This window comes from Nocardia sp. NPDC052112 (assembly GCF_040680135.1).
Lineage (GTDB): Bacteria > Actinomycetota > Actinomycetes > Mycobacteriales > Mycobacteriaceae > Nocardia.
The window spans coordinates 428,617-447,144 of sequence record NZ_JBFAWD010000001.1; the positions used below are offsets into that span (position 1 = coordinate 428,617).

The 18,528-nt window shown below is 66.3% G+C and carries 17 protein-coding genes; 14 read left to right on the forward strand and 3 right to left on the reverse strand.

Features of this window, described 5'->3' with window-relative positions:
* The first annotated feature begins 9 nt into the window (after positions 1-9).
* The 8 genes from pyrF to AB0L58_RS02035 all read left to right on the forward strand — a co-directional run bounded on the left by pyrF (position 10) and on the right by AB0L58_RS02035 (position 8,238).
* Entirely contained in the window at positions 10-834 is an 825-nt protein-coding gene (gene pyrF, locus AB0L58_RS02000) for an orotidine-5'-phosphate decarboxylase (protein WP_364379427.1), read from the forward strand.
* 660 nt (positions 835-1,494) lie between these two features.
* Complete coding sequence (gene mihF / locus AB0L58_RS02005; protein WP_062993489.1) at positions 1,495-1,812, forward strand: integration host factor, actinobacterial type; 318 nt, start codon at positions 1,495-1,497, stop codon at positions 1,810-1,812.
* Positions 1,813-1,820: 8 nt separating this feature from the next.
* Entirely contained in the window at positions 1,821-2,405 is a 585-nt protein-coding gene (gene gmk / locus AB0L58_RS02010; protein ID WP_364379430.1) for a guanylate kinase, read from the forward strand.
* A 73-nt stretch (positions 2,406-2,478) separates the two neighbouring features.
* Entirely contained in the window at positions 2,479-2,745 is a 267-nt protein-coding gene (gene rpoZ, locus AB0L58_RS02015; RefSeq protein ID WP_174415097.1) for a DNA-directed RNA polymerase subunit omega, read from the forward strand.
* 25 nt (positions 2,746-2,770) lie between these two features.
* Positions 2,771-3,994, forward strand: coding sequence for a bifunctional phosphopantothenoylcysteine decarboxylase/phosphopantothenate--cysteine ligase CoaBC (coaBC, locus tag AB0L58_RS02020; protein WP_364379433.1), 1,224 nt, complete (start codon positions 2,771-2,773; stop codon positions 3,992-3,994).
* Positions 3,995-4,280: 286 nt separating this feature from the next.
* Entirely contained in the window at positions 4,281-5,492 is a 1,212-nt protein-coding gene (gene metK / locus AB0L58_RS02025; protein WP_364379436.1) for a methionine adenosyltransferase, read from the forward strand.
* A 106-nt stretch (positions 5,493-5,598) separates the two neighbouring features.
* Positions 5,599-7,830, forward strand: a complete 2,232-nt coding sequence (locus tag AB0L58_RS02030) for a primosomal protein N' (protein WP_364380179.1) — start codon at positions 5,599-5,601, stop codon at positions 7,828-7,830.
* A 6-nt stretch (positions 7,831-7,836) separates the two neighbouring features.
* A complete protein-coding gene (locus AB0L58_RS02035; RefSeq protein ID WP_364379439.1) occupies positions 7,837-8,238 on the forward strand; it encodes a hypothetical protein in 402 nt (133 codons plus the stop codon).
* On the opposite strand, the gene AB0L58_RS02040 is transcribed toward AB0L58_RS02035, so the two are convergent.
* Positions 8,235-9,080, reverse strand: coding sequence for an NAD(P)H-binding protein (locus tag AB0L58_RS02040; RefSeq protein ID WP_364379442.1), 846 nt, complete (start codon positions 9,078-9,080; stop codon positions 8,235-8,237). The genes AB0L58_RS02035 and AB0L58_RS02040 overlap by 4 nt on opposite strands.
* 74 nt (positions 9,081-9,154) lie before the next feature.
* On the opposite strand from AB0L58_RS02040, the gene AB0L58_RS02045 reads away from it, so the two are divergent.
* From AB0L58_RS02045 to AB0L58_RS02065, 5 genes are all read left to right on the forward strand, one after another.
* Positions 9,155-9,745, forward strand: coding sequence for a TetR/AcrR family transcriptional regulator (locus tag AB0L58_RS02045; protein WP_364379445.1), 591 nt, complete (start codon positions 9,155-9,157; stop codon positions 9,743-9,745).
* A gap of 278 nt (positions 9,746-10,023) precedes the next feature.
* Positions 10,024-10,680 (forward strand): PadR family transcriptional regulator, encoded by a 657-nt coding sequence (locus AB0L58_RS02050; protein ID WP_364379448.1) that lies wholly within the window; start codon positions 10,024-10,026, stop codon positions 10,678-10,680.
* Between the two features lie 130 nt (positions 10,681-10,810).
* Positions 10,811-11,791 carry an alpha/beta fold hydrolase gene (locus AB0L58_RS02055; protein ID WP_364379451.1) on the forward strand — a complete coding sequence of 327 codons (981 nt, stop codon included), beginning with the start codon at positions 10,811-10,813 and terminating at the stop codon, positions 11,789-11,791.
* A 111-nt stretch (positions 11,792-11,902) separates the two neighbouring features.
* The gene (locus tag AB0L58_RS02060; protein WP_364379454.1) at positions 11,903-12,592 is read left to right on the forward strand and encodes a TetR/AcrR family transcriptional regulator C-terminal domain-containing protein; all 690 of its coding nucleotides are present in this window, start codon (positions 11,903-11,905) and stop codon (positions 12,590-12,592) included.
* A 132-nt stretch (positions 12,593-12,724) separates the two neighbouring features.
* A complete protein-coding gene (locus tag AB0L58_RS02065; protein ID WP_364379457.1) occupies positions 12,725-13,714 on the forward strand; it encodes an NAD(P)-dependent alcohol dehydrogenase in 990 nt (329 codons plus the stop codon).
* A gap of 13 nt (positions 13,715-13,727) precedes the next feature.
* Here the strand turns inward: AB0L58_RS02065 and AB0L58_RS02070 are convergent, their stop codons facing one another.
* A complete protein-coding gene (locus AB0L58_RS02070; protein WP_364379460.1) occupies positions 13,728-15,680 on the reverse strand; it encodes a VWA domain-containing protein in 1,953 nt (650 codons plus the stop codon).
* Positions 15,677-17,071 (reverse strand): ATP-binding protein, encoded by a 1,395-nt coding sequence (locus AB0L58_RS02075; protein ID WP_364379463.1) that lies wholly within the window; start codon positions 17,069-17,071, stop codon positions 15,677-15,679. Before AB0L58_RS02075 ends, AB0L58_RS02070 begins: the two co-directional genes overlap by 4 nt.
* 266 nt (positions 17,072-17,337) lie before the next feature.
* On the opposite strand from AB0L58_RS02075, the gene AB0L58_RS02080 reads away from it, so the two are divergent.
* Complete coding sequence (locus tag AB0L58_RS02080) at positions 17,338-18,393, forward strand: hypothetical protein (protein ID WP_364379466.1); 1,056 nt, start codon at positions 17,338-17,340, stop codon at positions 18,391-18,393.
* Positions 18,394-18,528: the final 135 nt, after the last annotated feature.

Here is an 18,528-nt window from a genome sequence, read left to right on the forward strand (position 1 = left end):
GACGGTGCGATGAAGACGTTCGGTGCCCGGCTGCGGCACGCCATGCGGCATTTCGGCCCACTGTGCGTCGGTATCGATCCGCATCCCGGCCTGCTCGAATCGTGGGGCCTCGGCGACGATGTCGACGGTGTCGAGGCATTCGCCGAGATCTGCGTCGAGGCCTTCGACGGCCGGGTCGCGCTGGTCAAACCACAGGTCGCTCTCTTCGAGGCCTATGGTTCCGGTGGCATCGCGGTGCTGGAGCGCACCATCGAGGTGCTGCGCGCCTCGGGCACCCTGGTGCTCGCCGATGCCAAGCGCGGCGATATCGGCTCGACCATGGACGCCTACGCCCGCGCCTGGCTGGGCGACGGACCGCTCGGCTCGGATGCCGTGACGGTCTCGCCGTATCTCGGATTCGGTTCGCTCACACCGGCCTTGACGCTCGCGGAGGCGAACGGCCGGGGTGTCTTCGTGCTCGCCGCTACCTCGAATCCCGAAGGTGCCCAGGTGCAGCGGGCGCTGGCGGCGGATGGTCGCACGATCGCCCAGACCATGGTCGATGCGGCGGCGCAGTGCAATGCGGGCCAGGAATTCGGCTCGGTCGGCATCGTGCTCGGAGCCACCCTCACCGAAGCGCCGGATCTCGCGGGGCTCAACGGCCCGATCCTGATGCCGGGCGTCGGCGCCCAGGGCGGCGGTCCGGAAACCGTGCGTTCGCTGGTGCCGGAGCAGTTGTTGCCGGCCACGGTGCCGACGACTTCGCGCGAGGTGCTCGGTGCCGGTCCATCCGTCTCGGCACTGCGTGCCAAAGTGAGCGCGCTGCAGGAGGAGTTCGCGTTCCTGCGGCGCTGAAGCGGTGATGTTTGCGGTGGATCGACGTTTCGGCGTCGGTCCATTTCGCGTTTCGGGGTGGGAGAGGCCGTTGAGCGGGTATGACATGTCATATCGAACGCCTGTGCGGCCCGCTGCGCCGATTTCTCCGCTATTCGGCATATCGGTGGCCGGAGCGGTGTCCTGATCGATCACGGAGCCAACTGGACCGGCACAGAGTGCCGCTCGTGCTTACCGCGCAGTGGTCGCGGCATATAGCGGGGTTTCTTGGCGGTTCGCGGGTTCGGCGTCGGTCCGGCAGGGTGCGAAAGTCTGAATTCGGTCACTTCCCGCCTCCGACACGCGCAAGAACAACGCGACACGCGGAAAAATCCCAGAAAATTCCAGGTCGGACACGTGACCGGTTGCTGGTGCGATGCGGGTTGATGCCGCAACCCTCTCGCTAACCCGCTTATCGCATGTAAAAGCCCTGCTCGCGGGGCATTTCGAGAATTCGGCGGTAGGATCACCGCAGCGATCGACGCGCTGCGCGCATCCGGCCGGGCACACCCCTACGACATCGGCGAATCATGCGCTGACCTGGGGGGTGGGTTCGCAATCGCGCAACGTCGTGGGTACGGTCGCTGAGACTGCTGGGTTACCGGCAGGAGTTGATGCAATGAACGATGAGACGGAGGAACCGTGGCCCTTCCCCAGCTGACTGACGAGCAGCGCGCCGCTGCTTTGGAGAAGGCGGCTGCCGCTCGCCGTGCTCGGGCGGAGCTCAAGGAGCGCCTGAAGCGTGGCGGCACCGACCTGAAGCAGGTCCTCACCGATGCCGAAACCGACGAGATCCTCGGCAAGATGAAGGTGTCGGCGCTGCTGGAGGCCCTGCCCAAGGTGGGCAAGGTCAAGGCGGCGGAGATCATGAGCGAGCTGGAGATCGCCCCCACCCGGCGGCTGCGCGGACTGGGTGATCGGCAGCGTAAGGCGCTGCTCGCCCGATTCGACTTCGCCTGACCACCAAGGTGGTCGAACACACGCGGAAGGGTCGGCTGGTAGTACTGGTCGGCCCCTCGGCCGTGGGCAAGTCGACCGTGGTCCGTTGCGTCCGCGAGCGGCTGCCCCAACTGGTCTTCAGCGTGTCGGCGACAACCCGGGCCCCCCGGCCCGGGGAGGTCGACGGCCGCGACTACCAGTTCGTGTCCCGGGAGGAGTTCGACGCGATGATCGCGGCGGGTGAACTCCTCGAGTGGGCCGATATCCACGGGGGACTACAGCGCTCGGGCACGCCGGCCGCACCAGTGCGTGACGCACTCGCCGTCGGCCTGCCGGTGCTCGTCGAGGTGGACCTCGAGGGTGCGCGGTCGGTGCGCAAGGCCATGCCGGAGGCGCTGCTGGTTTTTCTCGCCCCGCCCAGCTGGGAGGAACTGGTTTCCCGGCTGAACTCGCGGGGTACCGAATCACCCGAGGTGATCGCCCGCAGGTTGGAAACCGCCAGGACCGAATTGGCGGCGTGTGACGAGTTCGACATCGTCATAGTGAACGACGAGGTGACCAGCGCCTGTGAGCAGTTGGTATCGTTGTTCGTTAGCACAAATTCGAGTTCGTGACCCGCACTCTCGGAAAACTACCCAGCCCGAAGAACCGATCCCCGCAGGAGCCCTCTCAGTGAGCAGTACGGACATCAAGCCCGCGCCCGCATACGACACTCCGGTCGGCCTCACCAACCCGCCGATCGACGAGCTGCTCGAGCGCACCTCGTCCAAGTACGCGCTGGTGATCTACGCGGCCAAGCGGGCCCGTCAGATCAACGACTACTACAACCAGCTCGGCGACGGCATCCTCGAATACGTCGGCCCGCTGGTCGAGCCCGGTCTGCAGGAGAAGCCGCTGTCTGTGGCAATGCGTGAGATCCACTCCGACCTGCTCGAGCACTCCGAAGGCGAGTAACAACCACATCTAGGCCGGAGGCGTAGTGACCACACGGATCGTCGTCGGCGTCGGCGGAGGGATCGCCGCCTACAAGGCCTGTTCGATCGTGCGCCGGTTCACCGAGACCGGGCACCAGGTACGGGTGATCCCCACCGAGTCGGCGCTGCAGTTCGTCGGCAAGGCAACCTTCGAGGCACTGTCTGGGAACCCGGTGCACACCGATGTGTTCACCGATGTGCCCGAGGTGCCGCATGTCCGGTTGGGCCAGGAGGCGGACCTCGTCGTCATCGCCCCGGCGACCGCCGATCTGATGGCGCGTGCCGCACAGGGCCGCGCCGACGATCTACTCACCGCCACCTTGCTGACGGCCCGATGTCCCGTGTTGTTCGCGCCCGCGATGCACACCGAGATGTGGGAGCATCCGGCCACTATCGCCAATGTCGCGACGCTGCGCGCGCACGGTGCGACCGTCATGGAACCTGCATCGGGCCGACTGACCGGTACCGATACGGGTCCCGGTCGCTTGCCCGAGCCCGAGGAGATCTTCGGGCTGGCGACGTTGCTGCTGGAACGTGCCGACGCCATCCCGCGTGACCTGGCGGGCCGCCGCCTGGTCATCACGGCGGGCGGTACCAGGGAACCGCTGGATCCCGTGCGTTTCCTCGGTAATCGCAGCTCCGGCAAGCAGGGCTACGCATTGGCCAGGGTCGCCGCGCAGCGCGGTGCCCATGTCACGTTGATCGCGGGCAATACGATCGAGATGGCCGCACCCGCCGCCGTCGACCTGGTACACATCACCACCGCCGATCAGCTCAAGACCGCCGTCGAGAAGCATGCGGTCGGTTCGGATGCGGTCATCATGGCCGCGGCCGTCGCCGACTTCCGGCCGACCACCGTGGCCGCGGCCAAGATCAAGAAGGGCGCACACGAGCCCGATGTGATCCCGCTGACCAAGACCGACGATATTCTCGCCGGACTGGTTCAGGCGCGGCGCGATGGTCAGCTACCCGGAACCGCGATCGTCGGCTTCGCCGCCGAAACCGGTGACGAACACGGCGATGTACTCACGCACGCGCGGGCCAAACTGGCACGTAAGGGCTGTGACCTGCTGGTTGTGAACGCGGTAGGCGAGGGCAAGGCGTTCGAGGTCGACACCAACGACGGCTGGTTGCTGGGCGCCGACGGCACCGAACAGGCACTCGACCACGGATCGAAGGCATTGCTCGCGAGCCGGGTGCTGGACGCGCTCGGTCCGCTGCTGCGCTGAGACCCGTTGCGGCGCTTGGTTTGCTGTGCATCGTGGGTGTCCGGTGGATACACCGCCGAGTGATGGTTAGGCTGTTGTCGACCGCAACCCGGACTGGTCGATGTGTTGGAGGCTGGAGCCCCGGCCCGATATGTCGACAGATTTCAATAGTCTGAGACAGTTGCCTGTCGTAAACCCCGTCGCGTCGGTGGTTTGGAATAGTCTGAAATGAAGGGTTGTGCGGTGGCCACATCGCGTTACCGTCGCAATCCGATACGAGTAACCCGTTGAGGGAGAGGGAAGAACTGTGCCCACGTCCGGCAGCCGCCTTTTCACCAGTGAGTCCGTGACCGAAGGTCATCCGGACAAGATCTGTGACGCCATCAGCGATTCCATCCTCGATGCGCTGCTCACGGCGGATCCGCGCAGCCGGGTCGCCGTGGAAACGCTCGTGACCACCGGCCAGGTCCACGTCGCGGGCGAGGTCACTACGTCGGCTTATGCGGATATTCCGAAAATCGTCCGCGAAAAGGTTCTGGAAATCGGATACGACTCGTCGGCAAAGGGTTTCGACGGAAATTCCTGCGGTGTGAATATTGCGATCGGCGCGCAGTCGCCGGATATCGCCCAGGGTGTCGACACCTCGCATGAAGCGCGCACCGCCGGATCGAACGACGAGATCGAGCGGCAGGGCGCCGGCGACCAGGGCCTGATGTTCGGGTACGCCAACACCGACACGCCCGAGTTGATGCCGCTGCCGATCTCGCTGGCGCACCGGCTCTCCCGCCGCCTGACCGAGGTACGCAAGTCGGGCGTGCTGCCGTACCTGCGCCCGGACGGCAAGACCCAGGTCACCATCGAGTACGACGGTGACCGCCCGGTCCGCCTCGACACGATCGTCATCTCCACCCAGCACGCGGCCGATATCGACCTGGACAACCTCCTGGCGCCCGATATCCGGGAGAAGGTCGTCGATGTGGTGCTCGCCGATCTCGAGGTGCCCACCCTGGACACCTCGGAGATCCGGCTGCTGGTCAACCCGACCGGCAAGTTCGTCCTCGGTGGTCCGATGGGCGATGCGGGCCTGACCGGGCGCAAGATCATTGTCGACACCTACGGCGGCATGGCCCGCCACGGTGGTGGCGCGTTCTCCGGCAAGGATCCGTCGAAGGTGGACCGTTCGGCCGCCTACGCCATGCGTTGGGTCGCCAAGAATGTGGTCGCCGCCGGACTGTCCGACCGGGTCGAGGTCCAGGTCGCCTACGCAATCGGCAAGGCCGCGCCGGTCGGTCTGTTCGTCGAAACCTTCGGCACCGAGAAGGTCGATCCAGCGCGCATCGCCACGGCGATCACCGAGGTCTTCGATCTGCGCCCCGGCGCGATCATCCGCGATCTCGACCTGCTGCGCCCGATCTACGCGCCGACCGCCGCGTACGGCCACTTCGGCCGCACCGACATCGACCTGCCCTGGGAGCACACCGACCGGGCGGACAAACTGCGCGCGGCCGTCGGCCTGTAGGCATACCGGGGCCCGCGTGCACCAAAACACAGCGGACCTCACCGCCGTGGCTCCCACCGGCTCGGCGGCGCATGATTCGACAACAGCGGGACACCCGATCGCCCGGGTGCTCCCGCTGTTGTCGCCTGCCCACCTGGACCGCGACTTCGACTATCTGGTCCCCCCGGAATTGGACGAAATCGCTCAACCCGGCGTCCGGGTCCGCGTCCGATTCGCGGGCCGCCTCGTCGACGGGTATCTGCTGGCCCGCCTGTCCCACAGCGAACACACCGGCAAAATGGTCAAACTCGAACGCGTGGTCTCCGCCGAACGCGTCTTGACCCCGGAGATCCTGCGACTCGCCAGTGCGGTAGCCGCCCGCTACGCCGGCACCCGCGCCGACGTCCTGCGCCTCGCCATCCCGCCCCGACATGCACGCACCGAGAACGGCGGTTCGAAGAAGGCGGCCGAAGCCGAAGAGCCGCGACAAGATTCGATCGAATCGACTGACGGTGGCTCCGCTGGTGCTGGATCTGAGCTGCCATCAGTGGATTCGACCGAATCGGTGGCGAGTTCGCGGGTTGGATCGGCGCTGCGCGACGATACCGATACTGTCACGAGCGCCAACACGGTAGGAGACGAACCCGAAGGTGTCGACGCATCGGGGCGGATGCGTGCTGGCATTGCCGACGAATCGACGAATATCGCTGCGGTGCAGGCTGATTCGGTCCGCGCCGTGGTGTCGGACGGGTTGGATCTGCATCCGTGGGAGCGGTATGGCCATGGGGCAGCGTTTGTGTCGGCGCTGGGGCAGGGGAAAGGGGTGCGGGCGGGGTGGCAGGCGTTGCCGGGAGAGGATTGGGCGCGGCGGTTGGCGGAGTTGGCGGCGATAGTCGTCGCGCGCGGACGCAGTGCGATTCTGATGGTGCCGGATCAGCGGGATCTGGATCGGGTGTTGGCGGAATGTGTTCGGCTGGTCGGTGATTCGGCGGTCGGGTTGGCGGCGGGACTGGGACCGGCCGCCCGGTATCGGCGGTGGTTGGCGGCATTGCGGGGGACCGCGCGGGTCATTGTCGGGACGCGCAGTTCGGTGTTCGCGCCCGCGGTCGATCTCGGGTTGATCGCGATCTGGGACGACGGGGACGACACCTACGCCGAGCCGAGGGCACCGTATCCGCACGCACGCGAGGTGGCGATGCTGCGGGCACATGAGACCGGTGCCGCATTCGTCGCGGCCGGATTCGCGCGAACGGCGGAGATTCAAGCGGTGGTCGATTCGGGGTGGGCGCACAATCTGGTCGCCGATCGTGCTGTGGTGCGCAAATTTTCGCCGCGCATCAGCGCACCCGGCGACTCCGATATCGCGATGGAGCGCGATCCGGTCGCCAGGGCGGTCCGCATTCCGGCTGTGGGTTACGCCGCTGCGCGATCCGCGCTGAAGGAAGGTGCGGCGGTGCTGGTGCAGGTGCCGCGGCGCGGCTACATTCCCGCGCTGGCATGCGCGAAGTGCCGTACGCCAGCACGATGTCGGCACTGCAACGGTCCACTTGCCCTGCCGGACGGGCGAGCCGGGCATCGCGGCGAGACCGCGCACAGTCCCGCGTGCCGTTGGTGTGGCATCACCGAGGCCGCATTCCGCTGTCCGGCTTGCGCTTCCAGAGCCCTGCGTGCAGTGGTGATCGGCGCCGTCCGGACCGCCGAGGAGCTCGGACGTGCCTTTCCCGGTGTGCCGATTCGCGGTTCCAGTGGCGGTGCCATGCTCGACACAGTGGAACCGGGTCCGCAGGTGATCGTCGCGACCGTCGGCGCGGAGCCGGTGCTGCCCGGCGGCTACGGTGTCGCACTGCTGCTCGACGGGTGGGCGTTACTGAGCCGCGCGGACCTGCGCGCCGCCGAAGATACCCTGCGCCGTTGGATGTCGGCCGCCACCCTGGTGCGCAATCACGGCCAGGTCATCGTCATGGCGGAACCCTCGCTGTCCACCGTCCAGGCGCTGCTGCGCTGGGACCCGGTCGGCCACGCCCGTGCCGAGGTGGCGAGCCGGGCCGAGGTCGGCTTCCCGCCCGCCGTGCGGATGGCCGCCATCGACGGTACCACCGACTCCATCGCCGAATTGCTCGCCGCCGCACAGCTTCCCGACACAACGGATATCCTCGGTCCGGTACCTCTCCCGCCCGGTGCTCGCAAGCCCTTCGATAGCGGCGATACCCCCGCCGAAGTCGAACGCATGCTCTTGCGCGTGGACCGCAGCTCCGGTGCCGCCCTCGCCCGCGCCCTCACCGCCGCCCAGGCCGTTCGCAGCACCCACCGCTCCGACGCCCCGCTGCGCGTCCAAATAGACCCGGTCGACATCGGCTGAGTCGCCATGCCTGTCGGCATGTTCGCCGGATTCGCGGGCAAGGCCGCAGTGTTCCGGTCGATCTTCGAAGTGTCGATTCCCGAGCACGCCGAAGTCTTCGCACGACACATCGATCGGGCCGACTGCCTGGACGCGGTTCTCGATATCGCCGACGCGCTGGCCGGCGACTTCCTCGAACCGATCGCACCCGGGCTCATGGTGGAACCTGCTGCGGCAGATCGAACACGGCCAAGAACTCGCCGCGGTGGTCGCCGAGGACGCGCGCCGCAGCGCGGCGGCGCTGAGCACGCTGCTCGAGCGCGGCATCGAATCGAGGTCGAAGACCTCGACGAGAAGCTGTTCGTCCTCGGCGTCGATGTGCGGGATCGCGAGGGCGAGCAGCGAATTCGAATCGGCGGCCAGAGTTAGCCGAAGACGGCGCGATTGCGTCGCGCCCATTCGGCATACGATGTCGCGGGCCGCCCGAGCACTCGTTCGACATCGGCGCTGACCTGCTGCTCGGACGGCATCGGCGTGCCGAGGATATCGAGGGTGCCGTCCGCGACATCCTCCGGCATGAATCGCAACATCCCGGAACGTGCCTGCGCGCGGGTCAATTCGACGAACCGCAGCTGGGTTCCCAATGCCGCTTCGACCGCTCGAGCCTGCTCGCGCGGACTGATCGCGGCGGGTCCGGTCAGTTCGTAGGTGCGTCCGGAATGGCCGTCAGTCCGCAATGCGGTCGCGGCGACCTCGGCGATATCGCCAGGATCGATGGCGGGCAGTGCGATATCGGCGAAGGGTGCGGCGATCATCCGTTCGGCCCGGATCGACTCGATCCACGCGTAGGTGTTGGAGAAGAAGCCGGTGGGCCGCAGAATCGTCCAGTCCAGCTCCGACCCTCGCAGCGCGGACTCGAACGCATGCAGTCGCGCATGCGAGGCGAGTCCGGGCCGAGTGCCCGTCGCCTGCGACGACAGCAGCACCGTCTTCTTCACTCCACCTGCCGCCGCGACCTCGATGAACCGGGCCGGATCCGGTCCGGTCACCAGCTGCGGTCCGGTCAGCAGCAGGAAGAGCGCATCGGCGTTTTCGACTGCGGGGGACAGGCTTTCGGGATCGGCGAGATCGGCCCGCCGATGCCGCACGCCATCGGGCAGTGCGATGTCCCGATTGCCGCGGGATACGGCGGTCACCTGCTCGCCCGCGGCGGCGAGGTGCCGCACGAGGGTGCGTCCGATATTGCCGGTAGCTCCGGTCACTACGATCACGTTCACTCCTGAGTTAGTTGGCTGACTAAATCGACCGTAGTCGACGGGCGGTGATCTTGTCTATGGTTAGTTGTATGACTAACTCAGTCGGCGGCCGGCGCGCGACACCCAAAGCGGGCAAGCGGGAACGTCTCGCCGCCGCGGCCGCCCAGGTGTTCCATGAGCAGGGCGTCGAGAAGACGACCATCGCCGATATCGCGCGGGTCGCCGAGGTGCCGCTCGGCAATGTGTACTACTACTTCAAGACCAAGGATCAGCTGGTCGAGGCGGCGCTGGGCGCGCATGCGCGGACGCTGCGGGAGTTGATCGCCGCGCTCGAGCAGTACGACGAGCCGCAGGACCGGCTCAAGGCGCTGGTCCGCGGCTGGGTCGACCAGCGCGACCGCGCCGCGCAATTCGGTTGCCCCACCGGAACTCTGGCCTCGGAGCTGGGCAAACGTGGCGACGGCCTGGAACTGGCATCGGCGGCGAGTATCCGCAGCCTGCTCGACTGGATCGAACCGCAATTCGCGGCGATGGGTCGCGTGGATGCGCGGGAACTCGCGGTTGCGCTATTTGCCGCCTATCAGGGAATCTCGTTGCTCGCCAATACCTTTCGCGATCCAGAACTCATGGTGACCGAGGGGCATCGGCTGGAGGGCTGGATTGATTCACTCGCGCCATGATCGTTTCGGTCGCCATTCGTCGTCCGCGACCTGCTGGTGACCTTTGCGAGACGAGTGACCCCTACCGGGCGCTTCTTGCCATTCGGAGGTGACTTGCTCCGGGGGTAAACCCGCTCACGTGACAAATCCCTACGCGGGCCGCGCATCGACAGATGGGCGGCCCGTTCGCCGCATCGGAGCGCCCGGTCGGTTCGTGTTGCCCATCACTCTTGAATGCGATGCATTGTCGATATATCGTCGATAGCGTGAAATATACAAGAGAGCCCAAGGAGGCTGACATGGAAAACATCGAATACGGAGAATTCAGGGGTCGTGGCCGCTGGCGGAAGCCGGGGCATGACGAAGGTGACGCCGGTCGTCGCCAGCATCGCCGCGGCGGGCGGCACGGTTTCGGGCCCGAGTTCGGTCCTGGCTTCGGTCCCGGTTTCGGTCCGGGTTTCGGTCCGGGATTCGGACGCGGGCGCGGGCGCGGCGGCCGGGGGAGGCGTGGCGACGTGCGTGCCGCCATGCTGTTGCTGCTCACCGAGCGTCCGATGCACGGCTACGAGCTGATCCAGCAGATCAGGGAGCGCAGCGACGATGTCTGGCGCCCGAGCCCGGGTTCCATATACCCGGCGCTCGCGCAGCTCGAGGACGAGGGTCTCGTGATCATCGAGCGGGTCGCCGGGCGCAAGACTGCGAAGCTCACCGACGCGGGCGAGACCTATGTCGCCGAGCATCGTGACGAACTCGGCGATCCCTGGGCTGATGTCAAGGAAGATGTCGGCACCCAGGCGATGGATCTGCGTGCGCTCATCGGACAGCTGATGGGTGCGGCCGCTCAGGTCGCGGCGGCGGGTACTCCGCAGCAGGCGACTCGCGCCGCGGAGGTGCTCACCGAGGCACGCAAGTCGTTATACCGCATTCTCGCCGAGGACGACGCCCCCGAAAAGTGACGGCATGTGAAACGCCGTCTGAGCGTGCACTTTTCGAGCCGATCGGGTAGATCATTGTGATATGGAACAGCCGAGTCGGTCGTGGGGTTGGGGAGTATCACAGTTCAGGCGTGCGGTATCTGCCGGTGTCTTGGCCGGAGCCGTCCTTTTCGGCTCCGGCGCGGTGCCGATAGCTGCCGCCGATCCAACCGATCTCGCGCCGGTGAGTGCGTCGGTCGCCGGATATCGCCCGCCGGACGTACCCACTCAAACCGGTCCGGCCCAGCCGGACCATCTGGCCGCCGCGGTCTATCAGAAGGCGCACAAGAACGCGGCGCCGGCCGGTACCAATAACTTCGACTGCAAGCCGACTCGCGAGCATCCCCGCCCGGTCGTCCTGGCGCACGGCACCGATTCGTCGGCCTACTCCGACTGGGCGGCCATCGGTCCGCAGATCTCGGCGCTCGGCTTCTGTGTCTTCGCGCTCAATTACGGTGGTGCGCCCGGTAAGGACACCTGGGGCACCGAGGACATCCTGGTGAGTGCCCACCAGTTCGGCGCATTCGTCGACCAGGTATTGGCCGCCACCAACGCCACTCAGGTCGATATCGTCGGATTCTCTCAGGGCGCCAACGTGACTCGCTATTACGTCAACAAGCTCGGCGGCGCGCCGAAGGTCGATCGGTGGATCGGACTGGCATCGCCGAGCTACGGCGGCGTGATGTACGGACTTGTGCCCGTGGCGCAGGCGATTCCGGGTGCGCTGCAGGCCTTCGCGCAGGTCACCTCGCTGGCAGCGGTACAGCAGGTGCAGGGGTCGCCGCTGATGGTCGAACTCAATGCGGGTGGTGACACCGTGCCGGGCCCGCATTACGTGACCATTGGCAGCCGCGTCGACGAGATGATCCAGCCGTTCAGCAATATTGCACTGCACGGCCCGAATGTGGAGAACATCGCACTGCAGGACGAGTGCGCGGTCGACCAAACAGGTCACTTCCACATGGTCTACGACCCATTCGTGCAGGAGTTGTTGCTGCGGACGCTGGACCCGGTCCGCGCACCGGCTCCGACATGTCGAGAGGTTCCGCTCGGTACCGGCATTCCCGAGGTCATCATCGCCGGACATTCCTGACCGTCGCGGTTTCTCCAGCGCCGGGTGGAGGTATCGACCCTCCGCCCGGCGCTGCCGCCTGTACCGGACTTACGCTGTATGGGAGATGTCCGGAGGAAGGGGTCTGTATAGGTGGCGGCCGAAGTCGAGTCTCGAATCCCGTTGAGCCGGATGCGAGTGCTTTCCACGGCGATCGGTGTCGCCGACGAGAGTGGTATCGAAGCGCTGACGATGCGTCGGTTGGCGGAACTGCTCGGGGTCGAGGCGATGTCGCTGTATCACCACGTGGCGAATAAGGAAGATGTGCTGGATGGCGTCGTAGACGTCATCGTGGCCGGGATCAATCAGATAGTCGACGACATTGATGTGCCCGCTGCCGGGGCAGCGTGGAAGCAGGCCGTGCGACAGCGGATACTCGCCGCGCGCGAGGTGCTGCTCCGACATCCGTGGGCGCCCGGCGTATTCCAGACGCGGACCAGCACCAGCCAGGCCGTGTTGCGCTACTACGACGGTCTGCTCGGGCTGATGCGCGCGGGTGGCTTCACCTACGACCAAACCCACCACGCGATGCATGTGCTCGGCAGTCGGGCACTGGGTTTCACCCAGGAGTTGTTCGATCCCGGCGACGGACCGGTCGATGCGGACGCAGTCGCCGCTCTCGACGCGATGGCCGAGACGCTCCCGAATCTGGTCGGGATGCTGCGGGAGGTTGCCCACGACGATCCGGACTCGACGCTGGGTTGGTGTGATGACCAGTTCGAATTCGAATACGCGCTCGATCTGATTCTCGACGGTCTCGACCGTTTGCGTGAGACTGCTTGATCCGCAACGACTTCGGTCGGCATGGCGGTGTGCGCGGCTGCCATTGACCAGCCTTACAGCGTAAGGGTATCTTACGCTGTAAGGCGTACGAGCGTGGGCGGCGCCTCGGTGCCGCGATCTGAGGAGAACATGATGAAGGCCTATATCCTTCGCACATTCGGACCACCGGAGCAGTTGACTCTCACCGATATCGACCAGCCGATACCCGCCGATGACGAGGTGCTGGTTCGGGTGCGTGCCACCTCGGTGCAGCCCTACGACTGGCATTTCCTGCGTGGCGAGCCGTATATCGCACGGCTGATGAGTGGCGGTGTCGGCCTGCGCAAGCCGTCGGTCGCCATCCTGGGTGCGGATATGGCGGGGTCGGTCGAAGGTGTCGGCAAGGCGGTGACCCGATTCCGCCCCGGCGACGAGGTGTTCGCAATGCTGAGAGGGGGCGGCTTCGCCGAGTACGTTTGTGTCCGGGAAAGCGAACTGGCGCCGAAGCCGAAGAACCTGTCATTCGAGCAGGCGGCTGCGGTACCGCTGGCGGCCAATACCGCATTGGTGGCCCTGCGCGACGAGGGACGGATCCGAGCCGGGCATCGGGTATTGATCAACGGTGCGTCGGGAGGTGTCGGCACATTCGCCGTACAACTCGCGTATGCGTTCGGCGCGGTGGTCACCGGTATCTGTGGCACGCGGAATGTGCAGCTGGTCCGCTCGCTCGGTGCGGATGCGGTAATCGATTACACCGCAGCTGATTTCACGCGCACCGGCCAGCGCTACGACCTGCTGGTGGATATCGCGGGCAGCCGCTCGGTATCGGCATGTCGCCGCGTGCTGACGCCCGAGGGCACCTATGTCGCGGTTGGCGGACCGGCGGGTCGTTGGCTGCAACCCGCCGGACGGATGTTCGCGGCGTTGGCGCTCAGGCCGTTCAGTTCGCAGCGAGTCGCGCTGGCCGAGGTGACCCGATGCACCCGGAACAGGGAAAACCTCATCGCACTCACCGAGCTCATCGAGGACGGAAAGATCACCCCGATCATCGATCGAACCTATCCCTTCACCGAAATACCGGCGGCCGTGCGCTACCAGGAGGAGGGCCACGCCACGGGAAAGGTGGTCGTGGTCGGCGACTAGCGGGCCGTGCGGATCAACGGCGTCTGCCGCGCAGGTAGTCGCTGACCACCGCGGCACCGAGACCGTCCAGATCCGGGGCCACCACACGACCGCCGCTGCGGCGGGCCACCAAATCGACGAATGCGGCCAGGCTCGGGTCGTCGCCGAGCATGAACACGGTGACCGATGCGCCGAGCTTCGCCAGGGCATCGACTTGTGCCATGGTCACGGCCAGAGTGCGCGGTGCGGTCGGCCAATTGAAATACGCCGCACCATCCGGCTCCAGGTGAGCCGTCGGCTCGCCGTCGGTGACGACGAGCACGACGGGCACCGCGTCCGGATGTCTGCGCAGATGACGTGCGGCCAACAGCAATGCGTGGTGCAGATTGGTGCCCTGTTCCCAAACACCTTCCAGCGCGGTCAGTTCGCCGATATCCACGGTGGTGGCGTGCCGGCCGAAGGTGATCAGGCTCAGTGCGTCGGAGCGGAAGCGGGTGCTGATCAACTGATGCAGCGCGAGCGCCGTGCGCTTCATCGGCAGCCACCTGCCCTCCTGCACCATCGACCACGAGGTGTCGACGCAGAGCGCGACGGCGGCCCTGCTGCGCTGCTCGGTTTCCATGATCTCGACATCGGACACGTCGAGCGTGACGCCGCGACGACCCACCGACATCGACCGCAGCACCGCATTGCGCACGGTCTTCGGTACGTCCCACGGTTCGGTATCGCCGAACTGCCATGCCCGGCTGGCGCCTGTCGGCTCGCCCGCCGCACCGGCCAGCCGGGTATCCCGCTCGCCGCGGCGAGACCGCAACTGACCTACGACAGCGCGCAGTGCGGTCTCGCCGAGTCGTCGTAAAGCCTTGGGCGTCAACCGAAGTGAGCCGTCCGCCGCCCGTTCGAACACGCCCTGCCTGCGCAGTTCGCGTTCCAACTCGGCCAGCCGAGCGGCGTCCACGCCCGCGTCGTCGCCGAGCTGGCGGGCGAGGGCGTCCAGATCGATATCCTCGAGGCTGGCTCCCGGATAGGACTGGCTGAGCTGCTCGGCGAGCGCGTCCAATTCGGCGAGATCCTGCAGGGCTTGCGTGCCCGCACCGAGACCCAACGGGTCGTTGCCACGGAACCGCTGGGCGGAGTCCCAGTCCTCGCCCGGCCGCAGCGCCCGCAGGGCGGCGTCGAGGGCAGCGACCTGCTGGGCAATGCGCGGATCACCGAATGCCTGTCCGATCAGCTCGGCCAATTCGGCCTGCTGCTCGGCGGACATCGAATTCAACATGCGCTGTGCGGCGGCGGACCTGGCGGCGAGCGCGTCGATCAGCTCGTCGGTATTGCGCGGATTCTCCGGGAAGAATTCGCCGTGCTCGGCCATGAATTCGGCAAATTGCTGTTCGGTGTTCTCGCCCCGGGCATGCGCCGCGAGCAGGTCGTTCAGGTCGGACAGCATCCGTCCGACGCGTTCGACATCCTCGGGGGTGGTATTCGCCAAGGCCTGTTTCATGCCCTGGAACCGGGATTCGAGCAGTTCCTGACCGAGCAGGTCGCGGATCTTCTGGTAGTTCTCCCTGCCGGTTTCGGATCGCCACTGGTACTCGGCCAGTTCGTTGACGGCGGCCGCGGTGCTCGGCGGCAATGCGTCCAGCTGTGCTTCGGCGAATCTGGCGTCGTCGGACGGATCCGGAAACAGCTCGCGGCGCTCGGCTTTCAGGGCCTGCTCCAGCAGTTCGCGGACCTGTTGCAGGGTGCCGTCGAGCCGGTGTCGTCGAGCGATCTCCGCGCGGCGCTGCCACACCTGCCGGGTGAGCTCGTCGAGCCCGCGCATTTCGCGCATACCGCGGCGCAGCAGCTCCTCCAGTGCGGTGCGCGGTGAGCTGCCTTCCATCACGTCGCGCCCGATCTGGTCCAATGCCTCACGCAGATCGAGCGGGGGTGCCAGTGGATCGGGCCCATCGTGATAGGGCCCGTAGTTGTAGCGGTCGGGGGCGGTCATGAGCCGTACACCGCGACACCGTCGTCGGAGTCCTTGGCAATCTGGCGCGCCAGATAGAGGGCTTCCAGCGCGAATTCGACCGCCGATGCGATCCGGGCCGGTGGTTCGTCGGCGCCGACACCGAGCCGACGCGCGACCTCGTGCAGGACCGGCAGCTCCGGCAGTGCGGAAAGGACATCCTTGCCCGGAACACGTTCGCCGGTGGTGACCAGATGGCCGTCGCCGACCGCCTCCGCCAACGGCCGCAGGTTCAGCCCACCGAGCAGCGCGCTCCCGGCCTCGGCGAACGAACGCCGCATCAGGTGCGTGAGATGCTCCTGCTCACGTCCTTCCTCCCCGGATTCGAATTCCAGCTTGCCGCGCAATACCGCGGGGACGGATTCCAGGTCGACGGGCCGCGCGACGGCGGGACGTTCGCCGGTGAGCGCCGATCTGCGCAGTGCCGCGGCGGCCACCGTCTCGGCGGCCGCGACCGCGAACCGCGCGGACACACCGGACCGCTGGTCGATCGCGGACGATTCGCGCAGGTGCCGCACGAACCGGGCAAGCACCTCGATGAGCGGATCGCCGACCTCGGCCACCAACTCGGCCTCTTGTCGGACCAGCGCCACCTCGGCAGACACACTGAGCGGGTAGTGGGTGCGAATCTCCGCGCCGAACCGGTCCTTCAGGGGAGTGATGATCCGGCCGCGGTTGGTGTAGTCCTCGGGGTTGGCGGTGGCGACGAGCAGCACGTCGAGCGGTAGGCGGAGGGTGTAACCGCGGACCTGGATATCGCGCTCCTCCATCACATTCAACAGCGCGACCTGGATACGTTCGGCGAGGTCGGGCAGTTCATTGATGGCGACGACGCCACGGTGGGCGCGCGGCACGAGTCCGAAGTGGATGGTCTCCGGATCGCCGAGGCTGCGGCCCTCGGCCACCTTGACCGGATCGACATCGCCGATCAGGTCACCGACGGAGGTATCCGGCGTAGCGAGTTTCTCCGCGTAGCGCTCCGACCGGTGCCGCCAGGCGACCGGCAGGTCGTCGCCCAATTCCGCGGCCAGTCGGCGCCCGGCCGGGCTGATGGGGGCAAGCGGATGCTCGCCCAATTCGGTACCCGCGATGACGGGCGTCCACTCGTCGAGTAAACCGATGATGGTACGCAGCAGCCGGGTCTTACCCTGGCCGCGCTCACCGAGGAGCACGACATCGTGGCCGGCCAGCAGCGCACGCTCCAGTTGCGGCAGGACGGTCCGATCGAAGCCGACGATGCCCGGCCACGGATCGTCGCCGGAACCCAACCGGGACAGCAGGTTCTCGCGAATCTCGGATTTCACGCTGCGCGGCAGATGGCCGCCCGCGCGCAACTCGCCGACGGTGGTCGGCAGGTGCTCAGGAACAATCACCCTATCGACGCTACGTCGGTTCGGTGATCCGGTCGACGTTCAGCCGCGCACGGAAACAAGCAGGAAATAAGCTTGACAAGCACGGACGACAGGCGGTTTCCCAGCTGCGGGAGGGCAACGGGGCTGCTATCTGTGTCTAGAATGCTGTGAGTTTGCCTGCGAGACAGTCGATTTCTTGCCGGAGCCGACTCCGGTCGAAGCCAGGTGGTCGAACCCGAGATCTTCGCCGCTTTAGTTCGCGCACAGCTGAACTGAGAGGACAACCGATGGCATCAGCCCTTTCGCTGCCCGTGACGTATCTGGTGGGCAGTGCCAACGCGCCGACCCGCCAGATCGCCATGGAGAAATTCGGCGGTCTGTGGGACTACCTCCCGTCGTTTCCCGAAGGTGATACGGCTTTTCCCGGTTGGATCATGCCGCGGCTACGCAGCACCTTCGCGCTTCCTGGCATGCGGAAGGTGAAGGACGGGAATATCGAGTTGGCCTATCCGGGGATGCCGGGTTACGAGTACGCCGGTGTGGGCGAGCTCGAGATTCCGCCGGTACTGCTGGGTTATTTCGATCAAGCCGAGGCGGCGAAGCCGATTCTGGAGCGCATGATCGCCGAACGCGGCAGCGGCAAGAGTTACCAGGCGTGCATTGTCGATCCGTACGATCACGCGTACTTCGCGCTCGGGGAGGCCGGCCTGGAGCGGCACTACGAGGCGTTTCGGAAGCCGGCATTGGAAGAGATATTCGCCATTCACCGCTTATTCGATGGTGACGTGGTGTTCCAACTGGAGAGCCCTGGGCGCATGTTGACGATCGAAGTGATCGAGTCGGCGCAAGAGCGGGCCGCGAAAGCTGTTGAGCTGGCTGCGGATCTCGCCGCGTTTGTGCGCAGGATGCCGGAGGGTGCCCGGGTCACGATCCATCTGTGTCGGGGTGATTGGGAGCACAGCACGTGGCTGAAGCAGATCAATGGATTCGAGCCGGTTGTGCTATTGGTCAATGCCATTGTGGCGGCGTGGCCCGAGGGCAGGACGCTGCAGGGCATTCATATTCCCTTGGCGGCGGCCGATGTTTTGCCGTTCGCCGATGCGGACAACCCCGATATCTATCAGCCGTTGGAACAGCTCACCACCGACGCGACGATCTACGCCGGCATCGTGCACGAGCAGGCGAGTCTGGACCATATCCGCTTGGCCTTGACACAAGCCAGGAAGTACTACCCCCGTCCATTCGGCGGGCTGAGCACATCGTGCGGCATGGCTCGGATGTCGGAGGCGGATATGGACAAGGCACTGCGATTGCTGACGGAACTGATGGTCTCGCAACAGTGAACCGGACCTCGGTGCCCTGAGCACTGGTTGCGTCACCGAAGGCGACGTGTTCGTCCTGTCGAGTCCGTCCTCCACAGGGCTTTTCCGGGCGGCCGGGCGGAGGGGTGAACACCCCGCCCGGACCGCACTGGAGTT

Coding starts and splice junctions, on each gene's coding strand:
- pyrF (WP_364379427.1), top strand. CDS start 10: ATGAAGACGTTCGGTGCCCGGCTGCGGCACGCCATGCGGCATTTCGGC.
- AB0L58_RS02035 (WP_364379439.1), top strand. CDS start 7,837: ATGCCTGTCGGCATGTTCGCCGGATTCGCGGGCAAGGCCGCAGTGTTC.
- AB0L58_RS02045 (WP_364379445.1), top strand. CDS start 9,155: ATGACTAACTCAGTCGGCGGCCGGCGCGCGACACCCAAAGCGGGCAAG.
- AB0L58_RS02050 (WP_364379448.1), top strand. CDS start 10,024: ATGGAAAACATCGAATACGGAGAATTCAGGGGTCGTGGCCGCTGGCGG.
- AB0L58_RS02065 (WP_364379457.1), top strand. CDS start 12,725: ATGAAGGCCTATATCCTTCGCACATTCGGACCACCGGAGCAGTTGACT.
- AB0L58_RS02070 (WP_364379460.1), bottom strand. CDS start 15,680: ATGACCGCCCCCGACCGCTACAACTACGGGCCCTATCACGATGGGCCC.
- AB0L58_RS02080 (WP_364379466.1), top strand. CDS start 17,338: ATGGCATCAGCCCTTTCGCTGCCCGTGACGTATCTGGTGGGCAGTGCC.